Here is an 18,738-nt window from a genome sequence, read left to right as displayed (position 1 = left end):
ATACATTCGTCATTCGTAATTTTTTAATTGCTAATTAAAGTAGATGCAGAAACATTTCCTTATTCATAAGCCTTATGGTTATTTGTCTCAGTTTGTGAGTAACGAAAGATTGGCTCATAAAAAAAAGTATTTAGGAGACTTGTATAAAGTACCAGAGGGAACCATGGCCATAGGACGTTTGGATGAACCTAGCGAAGGGCTCTTGTTGTTAACTACCGATGGAAAGGTGAGTGAGATGGTGCGTTCCAGGAAAGTGGAAAAAGAATATTATGTACAAGTGGATGGAATAGCGAATCGAGAACATGTAACTGTTTTAAGCAAGGGAGTTACCATTGGTTTAGGGAAAGGAAAATATTATGATACTTTGCCTTGTAAGGTAAAATTAATAGCTCAACCGGAAAAATTACCGCATCGTTCAAAAAAAATAAGAGACGAAAGGCACGGTCCTACGTCTTGGCTAAGTATTACCATAACAGAAGGTAAGTTTAGACAGGTAAGAAAAATGTGTGCAATTGTAGATTTACCAGTACTACGTTTGGTACGTGTTAGAGTTGGAGAAATGCAACTAAGTCAGGTACCAGATGGAGGAATTTTAGAGGTGGATAGTTTTCAGTTGGATTAAGCTTTTTTGATAGGAATCCATATTTCTTCTTCAGAATTGGGATCGTTGTTTTTGTATTTCGTACCTAAAACTTCAAAATGAGGTAGTTGGTCTAAAACATATCCTGATTTGGGTAGCCATTCGGTATAAATAGAATGAAAGAAGCTAGAGTCGTGACTGTAGCCTTTGTAGTGAAACACAGCATATAATCCTGCTTTTAGGATAAGAGTTTCCATATTACTAGGAATCGAATCATAATTTTCTACTTCTATTGCTGCCCACTTTACAAATTCCTTGTTAGGATTAAAAGCTGAAAAATATTCAGCATCGTATTGTTGTAGGGAAAACTTATCAGAAGAAATACCATTGCTTATTTCTTTTATTCTAGGAGAAAAATCTTTCCAAAGAACGCCCGTTTTATTGTTTTCTAGGCTCATTTTTAAAGACATTCCTATTAATTTCTTTTCTTCTAATGCGACTATTTGTGGTTTCATGGAAAAAGTTTAAGTAGTACGAACATAAAAAAAATCCACTTTTAAAAAGCGGATTTTTTGTGTTTTAAAAAAAGATGAATGTTTACTCTAACTCCTTTAAAATATCTCTAAAGTCAACAATTTTAAAGTTTTGATTTTTGAGAAGGTCTCCATCTGTGTTAGCTCCATCTTGAGCAATAAAAATTCCTTTAGGGTAGTTTGGTAAGTTTACGGCAGTCACATCAATTCCGTCTGTATCGTTAGTACCATCTATGTTTCCGTGTTTAATTACAAAGCTTTTAATGTATTTGTTTGTTTCTCTATCAAAAACAGCATAAGAGTTGTTTCCCTGAGAAGACAGAATAATATAACCCGAGTTTTGATCTTTTTTATAAATAGTAACTCCTTCAAAGTCATCCTTAAAATTAAGATCGCTAGTTTTAGCAACCAGTTTACGTGGAGCATTTAAATTTTCGGCATTGTATTTCCAGAGTGCTTTGTTTTCTTCTGCTATGTAAATAGTTGCTGTGGCATCATCTGCAACCATTCCTTCGGTTATAGAACCTATTTGAATGGTGTTTTCTAAAATGCCTTTAACGCCATAAGGTGTAGCAACCAATTTCCATTTTTCTACTCCACCTTGTTTGCCAGAAACAAATACATAGGTAGTTTCTTTGTTTTGGTACATACAAAGCCCATAGATTTTAGGTAAATTAGATTGTATAGGTTGACTTGCTATGTTCTGTAATGTACCATTAGGGTTTATGCTATGAATGCTAATGGTATTGTTGGTTCTATTAGAGGCTGTAACAATAGTCGTGTTTTTACCTTTGTGTAGAAAGTTATTTCTAATATCTACATTGTTTACCCTACCTATAGGGTAATTGTACATTAATTCCCCTTGTAAGTTATATACACAAAGACCTTGCTGTTTATTTGTCCCAATTATAGTAGATTTTTCACTGTTTGTTGGGTGTATCCAAATGCAAATATCATCTGCTGCATCTTCTGTACTTTCAACAGGTGTGGTCTCTAAAGCCGCTTGTACAGAGAACACTAGTTCTTTTTGTTTAAAAGGTCTATAGCAGGCACTGAACATTACCAAAGCAAGAATAGGGAAAAGAATAGTCTGTTTCATAAAGGTGTATAAATAATAAAGTGCCTAAGTAATATAGGCACTTTATGAAAGAATAAATTTTTGAATTAGAAATTGTATTTTACTCCAACATTCCACATAATTCCGTAGTACTCATTTTGCATGGTAAAGTTCTTAGATCCTTGGTAGTATCTTAAAGATTGGTTGGTTAAGTTCTTTACATCTGCAAAGATCCTTAATCCTTTTGCAATCTCGTAGTTACCATTTAAGTCTACAAAAGTTTGAGAGTCGTAGTATCTGTCTTCAAAAGATTCCCCTCCGTACTCATCAATATAATCTCCAGCGTAGTTTAAAGAAGCTCTTAGCGTTAATTTTTTAGTTTCATATGCTAAAGAAGAATTAAACATGTGCTTAACTGCTCCTGCTAAGTCTAAATTTTCATCTTCTCTTCCTTCAATACCTGTAGCATCAGAATTAGTATTGGTATAGTTAAGGTATAAGTTAAAGTTATTTAACTTCTCATGGATGAAACCTAACTTCGTTTGTAAAGAAGCTTCGATACCATATATAGTTGCTTTATCTCCGTTTCTAGATTGAGAATATTCAAAAGTTTCACCAGGGAAACCAGCATCAATATATCCATCTTCTCTGTAAGTAAAGATAAAGTTGTTTAATGTTTTGTGGAAGAAACCAACAGAGAAGATACCTACAGAAGAGAAGTATTGTTCCATCATTAAGTCGAAGTTCATAGACTTTGTAGGTTCTAAGTTTGGATTTCCTTCTTCAAATTCAAAATCATCAGAATTTAAGTATTGATAAGGTACTAAATCATAGTAATTAGGACGAGCTATAGAGTTAGAGTACGCTAATCTAACAACAGTATTGTTAACGTTGTATTTAAACTGTAAGTTAGGTAACCAATTTGTGTAGTCTTGAGAGTCGTTTAATCTAACAGTAGCAGCATTTCCTTCAGAATCAAATCTGTAACCAGAATAATCAATACTTGTTTTTTCTACTCTTAAACCTCCTAAAATGGTAAAGTTCTCATCTACCTCCAAAGTTGCCATTCCGTAAAAAGAATTAACATTTTCTTCTGCGTTGTAATTTCCTGGTAAATACTCATCCTCAAGATCAGATTTATCAAATAAAGTACTGTTTTGTAGGTCTAAAGAAGTTAAATATTCCTCAGTAACAAAGTTTCCAGAAGCATATCTAGAACCTGGTCCAAAATCATTTAAAGTTTTGTCAGTAAATGGAACATTTGTCAAGTCAGAAGTTGGTTCGTATTCGGCAAAGTCATTGTTTCTTAGCTTGTCTTTTAACTGGTACTGGTAACCTGCTTTTAATGTTAGGTTATCTAAAACAGGATATAATAAATCAGCTTTAAAATTGTAATTTTCTTCTGCCGTGTATTGATTTTCATCAGTAATTTCTCTTAACTCAAATTTAGAGAAGTCATTGTAGTCTCCATTTGCAGGAACCATATAAGGGACTTTGGTGTTGTTTAAGTTTTGTCTAAACTCTAAATCTTTTTGTCTGTAAGAAATGTATCTTTCATCTGGTCTTTCTTCCGATGCTTTAGAGTAACTAGCTTTCCAGTCTAATTTAATATCGTGGTTAAAAATGTGTTCTCCATTTAAAGCATAACTCTGAATCTGTTGTTTCTCTAAACGAGAATCTTTGTTTAATCCTCCTTTAGTTTGTCTTCTTACTTCTGTTTCAAAAATACCAGCATTGTCTGTTTCATCATTTTTAAAACGTAACCTATATCTGTTTTCCCAGTCGTTTCTAGTGTTATAAACTCCGTTAAAGTATACTTTGTTTTTATCGTTAAATTTATAATCTAAGTTTAAAGCTACACTTTCTCTTTGTCTTGTTAAGTCGTAACGTCTAATATCGTGCTCAGCAATAAAGTTTCCATTTAAGTCACTGTTGTCCCATTCAAACTCAATGTTGTCAGAACCAAATTCGTTTCTTTGAATAGATGCAGTAACTACAGCTCCCAATTTATTATTAAAGAAACGGTCAGAAATAACCAAAGCAGCATTATAAATAGGAGTTTCTCTAATAGGAGATTGACCATATCCGATAGTAGCAGTAATTCTTTTTCCAATTGCTGTACGAGTTACTAAGTTAACAGAACCTCCAATTGCATCTCCTTCCATATCGGGAGTTAATACCTTGTTTACTTCTACAGCTTGTACCATGTCAGATGGAATTAAGTCTAACTGAACGTTTCTGTTTTCAGCTTCTGCAGAAGGAATTCTTTGTCCGTTAATAGTAACAGAGTTTAATTGTGTAGCTAAACCTCTTACGATAATGTTTCTTGCTTCTCCTTGGTCGTTTTGAACAGCAATACCAGGAATACGCTTTATAGCATCTCCAATGTTAGAGTCAGGAAATTTACCAACTTGGTCAGCAGCAATAACATTAGTAACGTTTATATTGTTTTTTTGTTTGTTTAAGGCTTTGGCTTGTCCGCTACCAATACTACCTTTAATTACAACTTCATTCAGGCTGTTTACATCAGATTTTAAAACAAAGTTTACAACTACTGCTTTATTGTCTAATGTTACTTCTGTTGTTTGAGATTTATATCCCATGTAAGAAGTTCCTAAGGTATGTTTTCCGTTTTCAAGACTTAAAATAACGTAGTTACCGTTAAAGTCAGTCATTGTTTTTTTAGCATCAATAGAAATGATAGCCCCAGGTAAAGGCAGATTGTCCTGATCTGTTACTTTACCTCTAATAATTCCTTTTTGAGCAAAACTTACCAAAGAGATAAGCATAAAGATACTCGTTAAATAGATTTTACGCATTGTTTAGTTTTTTTAAAGTTTTATGCGAGCCAAACTTATAGCTATAAACAAACGTTAATGTTAGAGAGGTGTAATGAAACAATCAAAAAATAGTGTTTAAACTGTTAAGAATAAGTTAGATAAAAGTTTACTGTTAAAAAAAGGTTTATTTAAAGTGTGGGGAAAATTAGAAGCAAGTAGCAAAAGTGTTTTTAGCATATTCTTTTTTAGAGGGTACATTTTGTAACTTTAGATAGGTTTGTTAAACAATAGTTTATTTAGATATAATTACTTAACATTCTGGTGCTTAGTATAATCATTAAATAAGGTTCTGCTAACTTCAAATTTCTTTTAGAGTTTCAATATTGTAGGTAATAAAACAAACTAAAAATGGAAAAATTAAACACAAGTAGAAGAAAATTTATTCAGAATAGCTTAATGGCAACAGGAGGATTGTTATTGGCTCCAAATTTTATTAGTTGTAGCGATGATGATATTGAAACAGCTGCTATAAATACCATTAATTTTATTTCTTCTAAATTTAGTTTGGGAGTTGCTAGTTTTGACCCTACAGCTTCTAAGGTAATTATTTGGACTCGCTATACCGAAACGGATAAAGAAATATTTTGGGAGGTAGCTACAGATTTTGAATTTAAAGAAATGGTAAGGAGCGGTGCCGTAAAAACAGAAGTGTCTAGAGACAATACTATTGCTATTGAATTAACCGAACTTCCACAAGATATCGCGTTATTTTACAGATTTATCAACAAAGAAGACAAGCAAGTATCGGTTGTAGGAGAAACCATTACATTACCAGAAAATGCATCGCAGTTAAAATTAGCTGTTTGCTCTTGTTCTAACTTTCAGGCAGGTTTGTTTAATGTATACAATGCCATGGCAAAATCTGAAGCAGATATTATTGTACACTTAGGAGATTATTTCTACGAATATGGATCAAAAGGCTATGGCTATGTAGCAGCTTTAGAAAGAGATCACGAGCCAGCACACGAAATATTAACCCTAGAAGATTATAGAACAAGATACAAACAATACAGGTCTGATAAAGACTTGCAATTGGCACATAGAAAAAAGCCCTTTATTTGTGTATGGGACGACCACGAGGTAGCTAATGATACATATAAGGATGGAGCTCAGAATCATGATGAAGCTACCGAGGGAAGTTTTCAAGTTAGAAAAGAAAATGCATTAAAGGCCTATAGCGAGTTTTTACCGTTTACACAGTTAGAATTGGGGAACGAGGAGTTGATCTACAGAGCTTTTAATTTAGGGAATTTAGTAGATTTAATTATGCTAGATACCCGTGTGATTGGTAGAGACAAACAATTAGATAGTACTGGGTATTTTGTAGATAATACTGCGTTTAAAACAGCATTAAACGATTCGTCTAGAACTCTTTTAGGAACCAAACAAAAAAAATGGTTAATGAATCAGTTAACTAACGCTTCTGCTAAGTGGCAAGTGTTTGGTCAGCAGGTATTAATGTCTAGAATGACCATACCGGATGAGGTTATTTCTTCTTTTGGAGCTCCTAATTTTAATACAATACTAACCGAGTTGGTTACAATAAAAGCTAGGGTTTTGGCTAGAGATCCAACGGTAACCAATGCAGAGAAAGCAAGAATATCTGAAGACAGACAGTTGGCTTATAACATGGATGCATGGGATGGATACCCTGCAGAGAGAGAAGAAATTTACAATTCATTGGGTGCTAAAAAGATTGTGAATTTAGCAGGTGATACTCATAATGGTTGGAGTAGTAAGCTTACCAAAGAAGATGGAACCATTGTAGGGGTAGAAGTCGCTACGGCAAGTGTAAGTTCTCCTGGTTTTGAGAGTTTTATAGGAGGAAATCTAGCAGCGGTGTCAGGTTTTCAAACTGCTTTAACTACTTTAATAGACGATTTAAATTATTTTAATGCTTCTAAAAGAGGTTTTGTGTTAACTACTTTTACCCCAGCAGATGTAAAAGCAGAATGGATCTATGTAGATACAGTTGTAGAAAGTGATTATAGTACAGAAACAGAACATAGCATTACTTTTTCGTAATAAAAGCAAGCTTTGTATCCATAGAGTGGTACATAGGTGTAAAAACAAAGAGCCCTTTTTAATTAAAGGGCTCTTTGTTTTGTGTTTTTATAGACTAATTTACTTTTATAATCTCGATTTCTTTAGGAGCCTTTATTTCGGATGTTATTTTTCCGTTGGCATCTTTTGTGTGTTTAATAGAAACAATACCATATGGAGTAGGATATGTTCCTTCCACATAAGTTAGGTCTCCTAAGTGCGGTTCTATTTTTATTATTTTACACCCTGGAGCCATTATTTGGACTCCAAGTACATATTGAGACAGCCATGCAGTTGGGCCAGATGCCCATCCGTGACAAAAACTATGTCTAAGCCCTACATAGCAATATTTTCCATAGGTTCTATGAACGTCAATTTTTCCATCAGGTACAATTTCATCAATACGTCCAGCATTTTTAATCCAGTCAATGTCAAAATCCTCCCAAAAAGAGGTAGCACCTAAGTCTATCATTGCTCCCCAATATTCTCTTATTAAATCTATTGCTTCTTGATGATTTCCTCCTAGAGCCATTGCATTTAGTACATAGTAACCATAAAATGTAGAAATATCTTTTGCTCCATTTTTTACAAGCAATTGCTTATTTACCTTTTTTGGGTTTAAGATACCTGCCATGCTTAACAATGCTCCAGGTGATTTTCTTGTTGGGAATTCGTGCTTGTAGCTTTTTAATTTTTTAGAAACCATTTTATAGTGTTTCGCTTTATCTTTATCATCAAATGCTTTGGCTATATCTTGTCCAGCATCAAAAGACATTGCAAGTAAGGCTTGCATTCCTTTTCTTACTTCTGTTTGATTACTACGGGTAGGCCAATCTAAGAAACACTCTCCTTTAAAGTTTTCTTTTCCGTTGGCATCAATATTTTCTTCTAATAATGCCAATAAACCATAGATGTATCCTTTATGTTTTTGCAGATAATTAATATCTCCTGTATTCATGTACCATTGATGTTGAATAAGTAGCCACCACATAGAATAAGAGCTAAATTTACCATTCATCCAGCCAGGGAGTGGAGTGATGTCTTCCATTAAATCTAAAGATTTTGTTACGACTTCATTTTTTCCAAAGGCAGCAAGAATTGTCATTACTTCGGGGTGCATATCTCCAACCCATACCAAACGGTCACGTTTAATACCATCCCATAAATACTCTTGCATATTTAGGTGAACTGTATATGCTCCTATTTCCCAAATTTTATTAAGTCTTTCGTCATTTGATTTAAAGGAGCCTAAGTAAGGAATGTCTCGCATAACAGAAATAGCACTTACCTCTTTTAATAACAAAACTCTTTCTTTGTCCAGTACATCTATTCGTACAAATCTAAATCCTGTGTTTCCTACTTCTATTTTACCACACCAAGGAACTTGTAGTTTCATGTCTCTTACCGAATGGTCGTTCGTTGCTCCATCTTCACCTAAGTTAGACATTGCTTCTGATACAGATTCACCAAAACGGATGCGAACATTAATTGGACTATGACCCTTAAACATTCCAGTAATAATTTCTAGTCCTCCATGCAATTCTTTTCCAAAGTCTAATAAGATTGCACTAGTACCTCCATCATTTTTAAAATGAACTACATTTTTATTGATAGTTGTTGCTTGGTGCCTTCCTTCTTTAAGAAGCTGATTTGCGTTTTTAATAATCCCAGATTGCCAGACAATTCGTTTAGGAGTAATATAGTTGCGTTCTATTTTATAAGAATTCTCCCTTGTTGTTGTTTGTGCATAACTACAATTGAAATTGATAGAAAAACAAACGATTAATAACGATAAAAAACTTTTTTTCATGCTAAGCGTATTCTCAAGTTGTATGTATTAAAATGAGTCTGTATGGTGTTGAAATAACTACTTAAAAAGGAACAGAATTTTAACCACCAAAATTAAACGGCTTTAAAATTAATAAACTAGTGCTTAGTGGCAAAGCCACATTTATAGTATTTAGTTATTGGTGAATAAAAGGAGGGTAGAACTTCAAGAGGCGATCATTGTATTGCTTTTAGCTTTTTTAAACCTTTATTTTTCTCAAATTTTGAATTTCTTTTTTCAATCTTTTTTGAGCATTGTTAATACATTTTTGTTTTATTTCTGCCTCAATTTTTTTCTTTTCCATTTTTGTTAATTTCTCATTTAAAGAATCATCTGATGGAGGTGGAGGATCGAAACGAACACTCTCTAATTTTCTACTAACACCACATTCGCTTATTTTTAATAACTGATTTTCAATATTTCCATAAATGATCCACTTTCCTTTTTCATAAATCGAATATTGACAATTATTCGTGTTTTGACCTCTTATTATACTTTTAGATAGTAAGTTTCCTTTAAAAGTTTCAATTACTTTAATTTTAAAGAAAGAATTTTTTATTTCAATTACTTCACCAATAAAGACATATTCTGAGTTTTTAAGTTCATATTTCTAACTTCTTAGCCCAAGTTTCTAAATCCTTAATACAAACAAGACTTTATCTCTCTAAAAAAGGAGTAGGCAAAAAAACAATTCCTAATTTTACACTATGGATTTTAAAGTCGTATCTAAATACACTCCCACAGGAGATCAGCCACAAGCAATTAAAGAATTGTCTAATGGAGTAGACCAAGGAGAAAAGTACCAAACACTTTTAGGGGTAACGGGTTCTGGTAAAACCTTTACGGTTGCCAATGTAGTGCAAGAGGTAAACAAGCCTACGTTGGTGTTGGCACATAACAAAACGTTGGCCGCTCAGTTGTATTCAGAGTTTAAAAACTTTTTTCCAGAAAACTCGGTGGAGTATTTTGTGTCTTATTACGATTATTACCAACCCGAAGCTTACATTCCTACAACAGGAGTGTACATTGAAAAAGATTTGTCTATAAACGAAGAAATTGAGCGTTTGCGTTTAAGTACTTCATCGGCTTTGTTGTCGGGACGTAGAGATGTATTGGTAGTAGCTTCTGTGTCTTGTTTGTATGGTATGGGAAATCCGCAAGAGTTTAAAAACAATGTAATTAGAATAGAGGTAGACCAAACTCTTAGTAGAACCAAATTTTTGCATCAATTGGTGCAAAGTTTGTATTCGCGAACAGAAGAGGAAATGAAAAGCGGAAACTTTAAGGTAAAAGGAGATACTGTAACCGTATTTCCTTCCTATGGTGAGTATGCCTATAGAATTCATTTTTTTGGAGACGAGATAGAGGAAATAGAATCGTATGATTTAGAAAATAAAACGGTTGTAGAGCGTTTTGATACCTTGGATATTTATCCAGCAAATTTGTTTGTAACCTCTCCCGATGTTTTACAAGGTGCCATTCATCAAATACAAGATGATTTAATGAAGCAGTACGATTATTTTATTGAAATAGGAAAGCCTTTAGAAGCAAAACGTTTAAAGGAACGTACTGAATTCGATTTGGAAATGATTCGAGAGTTGGGGTATTGTAGTGGAATAGAAAATTATTCTCGTTATTTAGACGGACGAGATCCTGGAACTAGGCCCTTCTGTTTGTTAGACTTTTTTCCGGATGATTTTTTAATGGTAATTGATGAGAGTCATGTAACCGTACCGCAAACGCATGCCATGTATGGAGGAGACCGTTCTAGAAAAGAAAACTTGGTGGAATTTGGTTTTCGTTTGCCTGCAGCTATGGACAATCGCCCTTTAAAGTTTGAGGAGTTTGAGGCCTTACAGAATCAGGTGATTTATGTAACAGCAACCCCTGCAGACTACGAACTAGAAAAATCTGATGGAGTGGTAGTAGAGCAGGTAATACGTCCAACAGGTTTGTTAGACCCTGTAATAGAAGTTCGTCCAAGTAAGAATCAGATAGACGATTTGGTAGAAGAAATTCATAAAAGAATAGAGGTAGACGAGCGTATTTTGGTCACCACATTGACCAAGAGAATGGCAGAAGAACTGGCTAAATATTTAACCAGAATTCAGGTACGCTGTCGTTATGTGCATTCCGATGTAGACACCCTAGAGCGTGTAGAAATTATGCAAGATTTACGTAAAGGATTGTTTGATGTGTTGATTGGTGTAAACCTATTGCGTGAAGGGTTGGATTTACCAGAAGTTTCTTTGGTGGCTATTATAGATGCAGACAAAGAAGGTTTCTTACGATCGCACCGATCTTTAACCCAAACGGTAGGTAGAGCCGCAAGGAACGTAAACGGAATGGCTATTATGTATGGCGATAAAATTACCAAAAGTATGCAGCTTACCATAGACGAAACCTCTAGAAGACGTGAAAAGCAAATTGCCTATAATACAGAACATGGTATTACACCTACGCAGATTAAGAAAGATTTTGGAAACGATTTAACCGCAAATGCAGGAACGAATTACGACGAAATTCAACAAAATTTAGCTGCTGAAGAAGATTTAGATTACTTGTCTAAACCTGTTATAGAAGATAGAATTAGAGAAAAACAACGTGCTATGGAAAAAGCAGCAAAAGAATTAGACTTTATGACGGCTGCCAAATTACGTGATGAAATAAAAGCGTTAAAAGGGAAGTTGTAATTTAGTTGGTTGTTGGTTTTCGGACCTCTAGCAGCGTGTACTTAGCTAAGCAGAAGTATCGAGATTCGGTTATTGAACGTCTCTAAATTTTTAGAAGAGATACGGTCATAGAAATTGAACACCCTAAACAATAGAAGAAATTAAACAGGTGATCATCCTAGTTGATATGAAAAAACTCCAATAAGTTTTACAAATTGCAAAACCTGTTGGAGCTATAGGGTATTGTGGTTAGAAACCAGAGTCTTAATTCAGACTTACCAATGTAATCTCAAAAGTTAAATCTCTACCAGCCAATGGGTGGTTTGCATCTACAGTAATGGTTTCTTCTTCTACTTCTGTAATAACCAAAGGAATTTGTTGTCCGTCTGGTGCTTGAGACATTAATTGCATTCCAACCTGTGGCTCAATTTCTTGTGGTAATTGATCCTTTGGAACTTTTTGTGTTAATTCTGGTTTAGGTTCTCCGTAAGCTTCTGCGGCAGGAATGTTAATGGTTTTAGATTCTTCTGTCTGCATTCCTAATACAGCGTTTTCAAAACCTGGAATTACCTGACCTGTACCTAAAGTAAACTCTAAAGGCTCTTTTCCTTCCGATGTATCGAATACTTCTCCATTGCTCAACGTCCCTTTATAGTGGATTTTTACTGTGTCGTTTGCTTTTGCTGTCATAATAGCTATTATAAATTATAAGTCGGCTAAGTAACAGTTCTTTGGTCGTTCTGCCAAATACAAAGAACATTCTTTGTGTTTGGATGGAGTATTTTTATGAAAAATTAGGTATTTGCAACTTAAATGAGGGACTCAAAAAATTTGTTTTTTATTTTAATGGTTTTCCCAAATATAAAATCAAGTATTCCCATTCTGTTTTCCGTATTAGTGCTAACGGTAAATAGTTTAAATTATAAAAAACGTGGACACAAGGTTGAACTATTCACTACCCACATAAACAATCCAACCAAGTCCACAAAGTATAGCTAATAAGGACTTAATAGCTAAAAAATTCTTCTTCTATACAGCTACTAACTGCTATAATCTTATCTATAATTTCTTCAATAAACTCAGCAAAACGACCTTCTATTTCATGAATAGAGGTATAGCTATATTGGCATCTTATTTTATTAATTAAGAAAGCAGTACTGTCTGGTTCTGCATTTCCAGTTAGTATTTTTATGTATTTAGCGGCACTGTTTAAACTACTAATTACAGATCTTGGACAAGATGGGTTTAAGATTAAAAAATCCAAAGTATCTACACCTGTAGGTGTTTTTTTATAGGTACGCTTCATCATGTCGAAAGACTGAATACATTTTAACAAAGTAGTCCATTCGTAACTATTATTAAACGTATCGTGTAAATCTGTTTTAGAAGATTCTGCATCTATGTATTTAGTATTAATAATTCTAATTACCTGAGCAGCTCTTTCTAAATTCATACCCAAGCAAATAATCGCAAAGGCTTCATCATGAATCATGGTTTCTATAATTTTACCACGCAGTAAGACAATACTTCTGGTTACTTTTGTGGTAAATTCATCCAAACCGTTAGAGATAAATCGGCTTTTAGGATAATTTACGATGTAATGATGCAGTTCATTAATGGCTTCAAACAATTCAGAAGAAAGCAGGTCTCTAGAACCACTTGCGTTTTCTCTAGCAGCTTTAAAGCAGTTTAGAATAGAAAAATCCTTTTCGGTATTTAAACCTACATCAAATAAAATCTGTTTTTCGTCTATGGTTTCAGCATCATCAATAATTTCTCCATTCACCATAAACAGTAACGATTTTAAAACAAACTGTCTAGATTGGGAAATCTCACTGGGTGCATCTAACGATGAAAAATAGTTTACATTCATAAAACGGGCAATGTGCTCGGTTCTTTCCAAGTACCTTCCCATCCAAAATAAATTATTGGCAACTCTTGCTAGCATATCCTTTCCTTATTTTTTTAATACCCAAGTATCTTTAGAACCACCTCCTTGAGATGAATTCACAATTAAATTTCCTCTTTTTAAAGCCACTCTTGTCAATCCTCCTTTTAACACAAAGTTTTGTTCTTTACCTAGTAAAGTAAACGTTCTTAAATCTATATGTCTAGGTTCAAAAGTTTCTTCTTCGTCTATATACGTTGCATGTGTAGACAAAGACATAATAGGCTGTGCAATGTATTTTCTAGGACTCGCCTTAATTTCTGCTTTTACCTTTTCTATTTCTTCTTTGGTTAGTTTGTTACCAATAGAAATACCATAACCACCAGACTCATCTACGGGTTTAATTACCAGTTCTGGAATATTGTTTAATACAAAATCCAATTCTTTTGGATCGTTACAATGGTAGGTATGTACGTTGTTTAAAATAGGATCTTCACCTAAGTAATACTTAATAATTTTAGGCATGTAGGTATAAATAGCCTTATCATCTGCTACTCCTGTACCAGGGGCATTTACCAAACACACATTTCCTTTTTTATAAGCTCCAAATAATCCAGGTACTCCTAAAACACTATCTGGGTTAAAGGCTAAAGGATCTATAAAAGCATCGTCTATTCTTCTGTAAATTACGTCTACACGTTTAGGACCGTAAATGGTTTTCATGTATACAAAGTCCTTTTCTATAAACAAATCACGACCTTCTACCAATTCTATACCCATAGATTTAGCTAAGTAAGAATGTTCGTAGTACGCAGAGTTGTAAATACCTGGAGTAATTACCACACAAGTAGGATTGTCTACTCCATTTGGTTTTACAGATTGCATAATACCTAGTAAGTTTTCTGCATAATTGTCTACAGTATAAGCAGGGTAGTTGTTAAAAGCTCCGTATAAAGTTCTTTTTAAAGCTGCCCTGTTGCTAATTACATAACTTACCCCAGAAGGACAACGAATGTTATCTTCTAATACATAGTATTTACCATCAGAATGTTTTATTAAATCGGTACCCGATATGTGATTGTAAATACCACCGGGAGGATTTAATCCTTCCATTTGTTTTAGGTAGTTATTAGAAGAAGCAATTAAATCCATAGGAACTACACCGTCTTTGATAATTTTTTTATCGTTGTATAGATCTTTTAAAAAGTGATTTAATGCAATACTTCTTTGTAGCGCTCCTGTTTCTAAGTGTTTCCATTCATCTGCAGAGATAATTCTAGGAAACAAATCAAAAGGGAACACCTTTTCTTTAGTTTCTTTTTCTCCGTAGACTTGAAAGGTAATTCCTTGATTTAAAAATGAAGCTTTGGCAGTTTCATTTAAAAGTTTAAAGTCGTCTACTTTGTATTCGCTAAACATATTAAATAAGGTCTCGTAGATGGACCTTACTTCCTTATTGTTAGTGAAAATTTCATCATAGAACCTAGAATTCAAGTCATAAGATGAAAAAATGGGTAATTCCTTATATTCAATCATTCGTGTTATTTATAAGGTGTGAAGTTATATTAAAGAATGTACTCTTTAGTTTGTATTTAACTGTAAATAGACTGTTTTTAGCGGGGGAGTTAAACTGTCAAAAAACAGTTCATAAGCAATAAAAAGCTGTCTGTAAACAGTGTAGAAAGGAATAGTTTTAGATTTTGAACCATGTTTTTTAACAGCCCTCATTAGCGTTTGTTTTTAAGGGTAATAGTACTAAAATATTATTAGATAAATACATGGTTTTGTTAAGAAAACTTTACAAAATTTCTTTGAAAGATGAGAACTTGTTAATTCTTTCTTAACTGTTGCAAATCCTTTTTCTTGGCTGGCTAATTTCATTACATTAGACAACTTTTAGACAGGGTTTATTAATAAAATCAAATCCAAAAAAAACAAAATACAAAAGATGGCACTTAAAGTAGTAATCTCTCACAAAACCAAATACAAATACGATCGTTCTGTTGGTTTATCGCCTCATGTTTTTAGATTAAGGCCTGCTCCGCATAGTAGAACTCCTATAGAGTCTTATTCTCTAAAAATTCATCCAGAAGACCATTTTTTTAACTGGCAACAAGATCCTTTTGGGAATTACTTGGCTAGAGTGGTATTTCCAGAAAAGACCAAAGAGCTTTCTATAGATGTAGAGATTGTAGCAGATTTAAAAACCATTAACCCTTTTGATTTTTTTGTAGAGGAAAGTGTAGAAGAGTTTCCTTTTAAATACGACGAAGAAATAAAAAAAGAGTTACTACCGTATTTAGAGATTACAGATAAGGGACCTTTGTTGATAGACTTTATCAAAACGATAGATTTTACACCAAGAAAGACCATTTATTTTTTAATAGATATCAATAGAAAAATAAACGAGTATTTAAATTACAACATCCGTATGGAACCGGGGGTGCAAACCTGTGAAGAAACGGTAGAACTTAAAACAGGTTCTTGTAGAGATTATGCTTGGTTATTGGTGCAAATAGCACGCCATTTAGGATTTGGTGCACGTTTTGTATCGGGGTATATTGTACAGTTAACTGCAGATGAAAAATCGTTGGATGGACCTTCTGGACCTGAACAAGATTTTACAGATTTACACGCTTGGGCAGAAATTTATTTGCCAGGTGCTGGTTGGATTGGTTTTGATGCAACTTCTGGTTTGTTGGCAGGAGAAGGACACATTCCTTTAGCTTGTACACCGCATTATAAAAGTGCAGCTGCTGTTACAGGAGGTATTCTTTCTGTTGAAGAAGTAGAAACTGAGTTTGAGTTTGAGAATTCGGTAACAAGAATTTTAGAATCACCAAGAGATAGCAAGCCCTATACACAAGAGCAGTGGAAAACCATTGAAGCATTGGGGTATAAGGTAGAAAAAGACTTAGAAGAAGGAGATGTACGTTTAACCATGGGAGGAGAGCCTACTTTTGTATCTATTGATGATATGGAGTCTCCGGAATGGAATACAGATGCAGACGGAAAGCATAAAAGACAATTGGCAGACGAGTTAACCAAACGTTTGCTAGATAAGTATGACAATGGTGCTATGTTGCACCATGCCCAGGGAAAATGGTATCCAGGAGAACCATTGCCGCGTTGGGAAATACAGTTGTATTGGAGAAAAGATGGAGTGCCGCTATGGGACGATATTAAATTGTTGTCTAGTTATGCAGAAAATCCAAAAGTAGCAAAAGGGAGTGATTTAAAGTTTATGGAAACGCTAACTAAGTATTTAGCGGTAGATAAAGAACATATTCACCCAGCATACGAGGATGCTTTTTATATGTTGTGGGAAGAAGGGCAGTTGCCTTTGGATGTTGATATTAAAAAGGACGACAGTGAAGATTTAATTAGAAAGAGAATTGCAGAGATTTTAGAACAAGGAACAGACAAAGCTGTTGGATATATATTACCCTTAAATAAGTATAAGGATAAGTGGTTTACGAGTAAATGGGATTTTAGAAGAAAACACTTGTTTTTAACACCAGGAACATCTCCAATAGGATTGCGTTTGCCGTTGGAGTCCTTATTGGCAAAACCAGCATCGGAAGTTTTTCCTTTTTATGAACCAGATTTATTTGAAAAAGAAAAGCCATTACCAGATTACAAAGAGTTGTTGGCAAAGCGTGTTAAAGCATTTGCAAAAAGTGGGTTGGATACAGATAAGCCAGACTATTTTGTAAAAACCGCTTTGTGTTGTGAAATTAGAGATGAGAAATTATATTTATTCTTACCTCCATTTAATACTGTAGACGACTTTTTAGATTTGTTATCAGCAGTAGAAGCTACAGCAAAGGAATTAAAGATTCCGGTTATTATGGAAGGGTACAACCCACCACACGACAACCGAGTAGAATCTATGAAAATAACTCCAGACCCGGGAGTAATAGAGGTAAATGTACAACCCATGAAAAATTGGGGAGAAATTGTAGAAAACACCAATACCTTATACGATGAGGCTAAGAAATCTCGTTTGGGAACTAAAAAGTTTATGGTAGATGGTAAACATACCGGAACCGGAGGAGGAAACCATGTGACTTTAGGAGGTGTAAGCCCTGCAGATAGTCCATTGTTACGTAAGCCTAGTTTGTTGCGTAGTTTGCTAACGTTCTGGCAACATCACCCTAGTTTGTCTTATTTATTTTCGGGAGCTTTTGTTGGAGCAACAAGTCAGGCCCCAAGAATAGACGAGGCAAGAATGGAAAATTTGTATGAATTAGAAATTGCGTTTAGTCAAATTCCTAAAGGAGAAGAAGTTCCTTTTTGGTTAACAGATCGTTTGTTTAGACACTTGTTAACAGATTTAACAGGAAATACACACAGAGCAGAATTCTGTATTGATAAATTGTATTCGCCAGATTCCTCATCGGGGAGATTGGGGATTTTAGAATTAAGAGGTTTTGATATGCCTCCACACCCACAAATGAGTTTGGTGCAAATGTTACTGGTAAGAACGTTGGTAGCTTGGTTTTGGAACGAGCCTTATGAGCACAATTTGGTGCGTTGGGGTACACAGTTGCATGATAAATTCTTAATAGAACACTTTGTAAGAGAAGACATCAAAGATATCGTAAGTCAGTTAAACAAAGCAGGCTATGAATTTGACGAGAGTTGGTTTGATCCGTTCTTTGAGTTTAGGTTCCCATTACACGGAATGGTAGATATTAATGGAATGCATTTAGAGTTACGTGCCGGTATTGAGCCATGGAATGTGTTAGGAGAAGAAATGACAGGAGGTGGAACGGCTCGTTATGTAGATTCATCTTTAGAGCGATTACAGGTGAAAATAACCAACTTTGTAGGAGAACGTTATGCTTTAACGTGTAACGGTGTAAAAGTAGACTTAAAACCTACCTCTGTAAAAGGAGAGTATGTAGCTGGAATACGATACAAAGCTTGGAATCCATATTCTGCATTACACCCAACTATTGGAGCAGATACGCCTTTGGCTTTTGATGTGGTAGATACTTGGAATAAAAAATCTATTGGAGGATGTAAATATTTTGTTACGCATCCGGGGGGTAGGTCTTATGAAACTTTCCCAATTAATACATTAGAAGCGGAGTCTAGAAGGATCAATCGTTTTTGGAATATTGGAGAAACACAAACCGTTTCTGGTTCTGTAGAAAAGAATAAAATGCAGGAAGATCAGCCAACTAAGAAAAGTATACAGGAACAAGGAAGCTCTAAAGAATTTACATTTATTACACTTCCAGTGGACCCAGATTTCCCAAATACCTTAGATTTGCGTAAAAAATAGAAGG

Annotated in this window: 11 protein-coding genes; 4 read left to right on the top strand and 7 right to left on the bottom strand. The window is 34.4% G+C overall.

Annotated elements, in window-relative coordinates:
• Nucleotides 1–43 precede the first annotated feature (43 nt).
• The gene (locus ACXHHC_RS06280; RefSeq protein ID WP_458228783.1) at nt 44–622 is read left to right on the top strand and encodes a pseudouridine synthase; all 579 of its coding nucleotides are present in this window, start codon (nt 44–46) and stop codon (nt 620–622) included.
• Here ACXHHC_RS06280 and ACXHHC_RS06275 read toward each other — a convergent pair.
• The 3 genes from ACXHHC_RS06275 to ACXHHC_RS06265 all read right to left on the bottom strand — a co-directional run bounded on the left by ACXHHC_RS06275 (nt 619) and on the right by ACXHHC_RS06265 (nt 4,989).
• Entirely contained in the window at nt 619–1,095 is a 477-nt protein-coding gene (locus tag ACXHHC_RS06275) for a GyrI-like domain-containing protein (RefSeq protein WP_458228782.1), read from the bottom strand. The genes ACXHHC_RS06280 and ACXHHC_RS06275 overlap by 4 nt on opposite strands.
• Before the next feature lie 82 nt (nt 1,096–1,177).
• Nucleotides 1,178–2,212, bottom strand: a complete 1,035-nt coding sequence (locus ACXHHC_RS06270) for a phytase (RefSeq protein WP_458228781.1) — start codon at nt 2,210–2,212, stop codon at nt 1,178–1,180.
• Nucleotides 2,213–2,277: 65 nt separating this feature from the next.
• Nucleotides 2,278–4,989, bottom strand: a complete 2,712-nt coding sequence (locus ACXHHC_RS06265) for a TonB-dependent receptor (protein ID WP_458228780.1) — start codon at nt 4,987–4,989, stop codon at nt 2,278–2,280.
• A 369-nt stretch (nt 4,990–5,358) separates the two neighbouring features.
• Between ACXHHC_RS06265 and ACXHHC_RS06260 the strand changes: the two genes are divergently transcribed.
• The gene (locus ACXHHC_RS06260) at nt 5,359–7,035 is read left to right on the top strand and encodes an alkaline phosphatase D family protein (RefSeq protein ID WP_458228779.1); all 1,677 of its coding nucleotides are present in this window, start codon (nt 5,359–5,361) and stop codon (nt 7,033–7,035) included.
• Nucleotides 7,036–7,129: 94 nt separating this feature from the next.
• Here the strand turns inward: ACXHHC_RS06260 and ACXHHC_RS06255 are convergent, their stop codons facing one another.
• Complete coding sequence (locus tag ACXHHC_RS06255) at nt 7,130–8,863, bottom strand: alpha-L-rhamnosidase-related protein (RefSeq protein WP_458228778.1); 1,734 nt, start codon at nt 8,861–8,863, stop codon at nt 7,130–7,132.
• A gap of 725 nt (nt 8,864–9,588) precedes the next feature.
• Between ACXHHC_RS06255 and uvrB the strand changes: the two genes are divergently transcribed.
• The gene (gene uvrB / locus ACXHHC_RS06250) at nt 9,589–11,574 is read left to right on the top strand and encodes an excinuclease ABC subunit UvrB (RefSeq protein ID WP_458228777.1); all 1,986 of its coding nucleotides are present in this window, start codon (nt 9,589–9,591) and stop codon (nt 11,572–11,574) included.
• A 243-nt stretch (nt 11,575–11,817) separates the two neighbouring features.
• Here uvrB and ACXHHC_RS06245 read toward each other — a convergent pair whose 3' ends face one another.
• The 3 genes from ACXHHC_RS06245 to ACXHHC_RS06235 form a co-directional block, all read right to left on the bottom strand.
• Entirely contained in the window at nt 11,818–12,246 is a 429-nt protein-coding gene (locus tag ACXHHC_RS06245; protein WP_458229233.1) for an FKBP-type peptidyl-prolyl cis-trans isomerase, read from the bottom strand.
• Between the two features lie 313 nt (nt 12,247–12,559).
• Nucleotides 12,560–13,501, bottom strand: a complete 942-nt coding sequence (locus ACXHHC_RS06240; RefSeq protein WP_458228776.1) for an alpha-E domain-containing protein — start codon at nt 13,499–13,501, stop codon at nt 12,560–12,562.
• A 9-nt stretch (nt 13,502–13,510) separates the two neighbouring features.
• Entirely contained in the window at nt 13,511–14,977 is a 1,467-nt protein-coding gene (locus ACXHHC_RS06235; RefSeq protein ID WP_458228775.1) for a circularly permuted type 2 ATP-grasp protein, read from the bottom strand.
• 412 nt (nt 14,978–15,389) lie between these two features.
• On the opposite strand from ACXHHC_RS06235, the gene ACXHHC_RS06230 reads away from it, so the two are divergent.
• Complete coding sequence (locus ACXHHC_RS06230; protein WP_458228774.1) at nt 15,390–18,734, top strand: transglutaminase family protein; 3,345 nt, start codon at nt 15,390–15,392, stop codon at nt 18,732–18,734.
• Nucleotides 18,735–18,738: the final 4 nt, after the last annotated feature.

This window comes from Wenyingzhuangia sp. IMCC45574, from assembly GCF_054182685.1.
The sequence above is the reverse complement of the archived record's forward strand: the minus strand, read 5'-3'. Positions and strand labels throughout refer to the sequence as shown.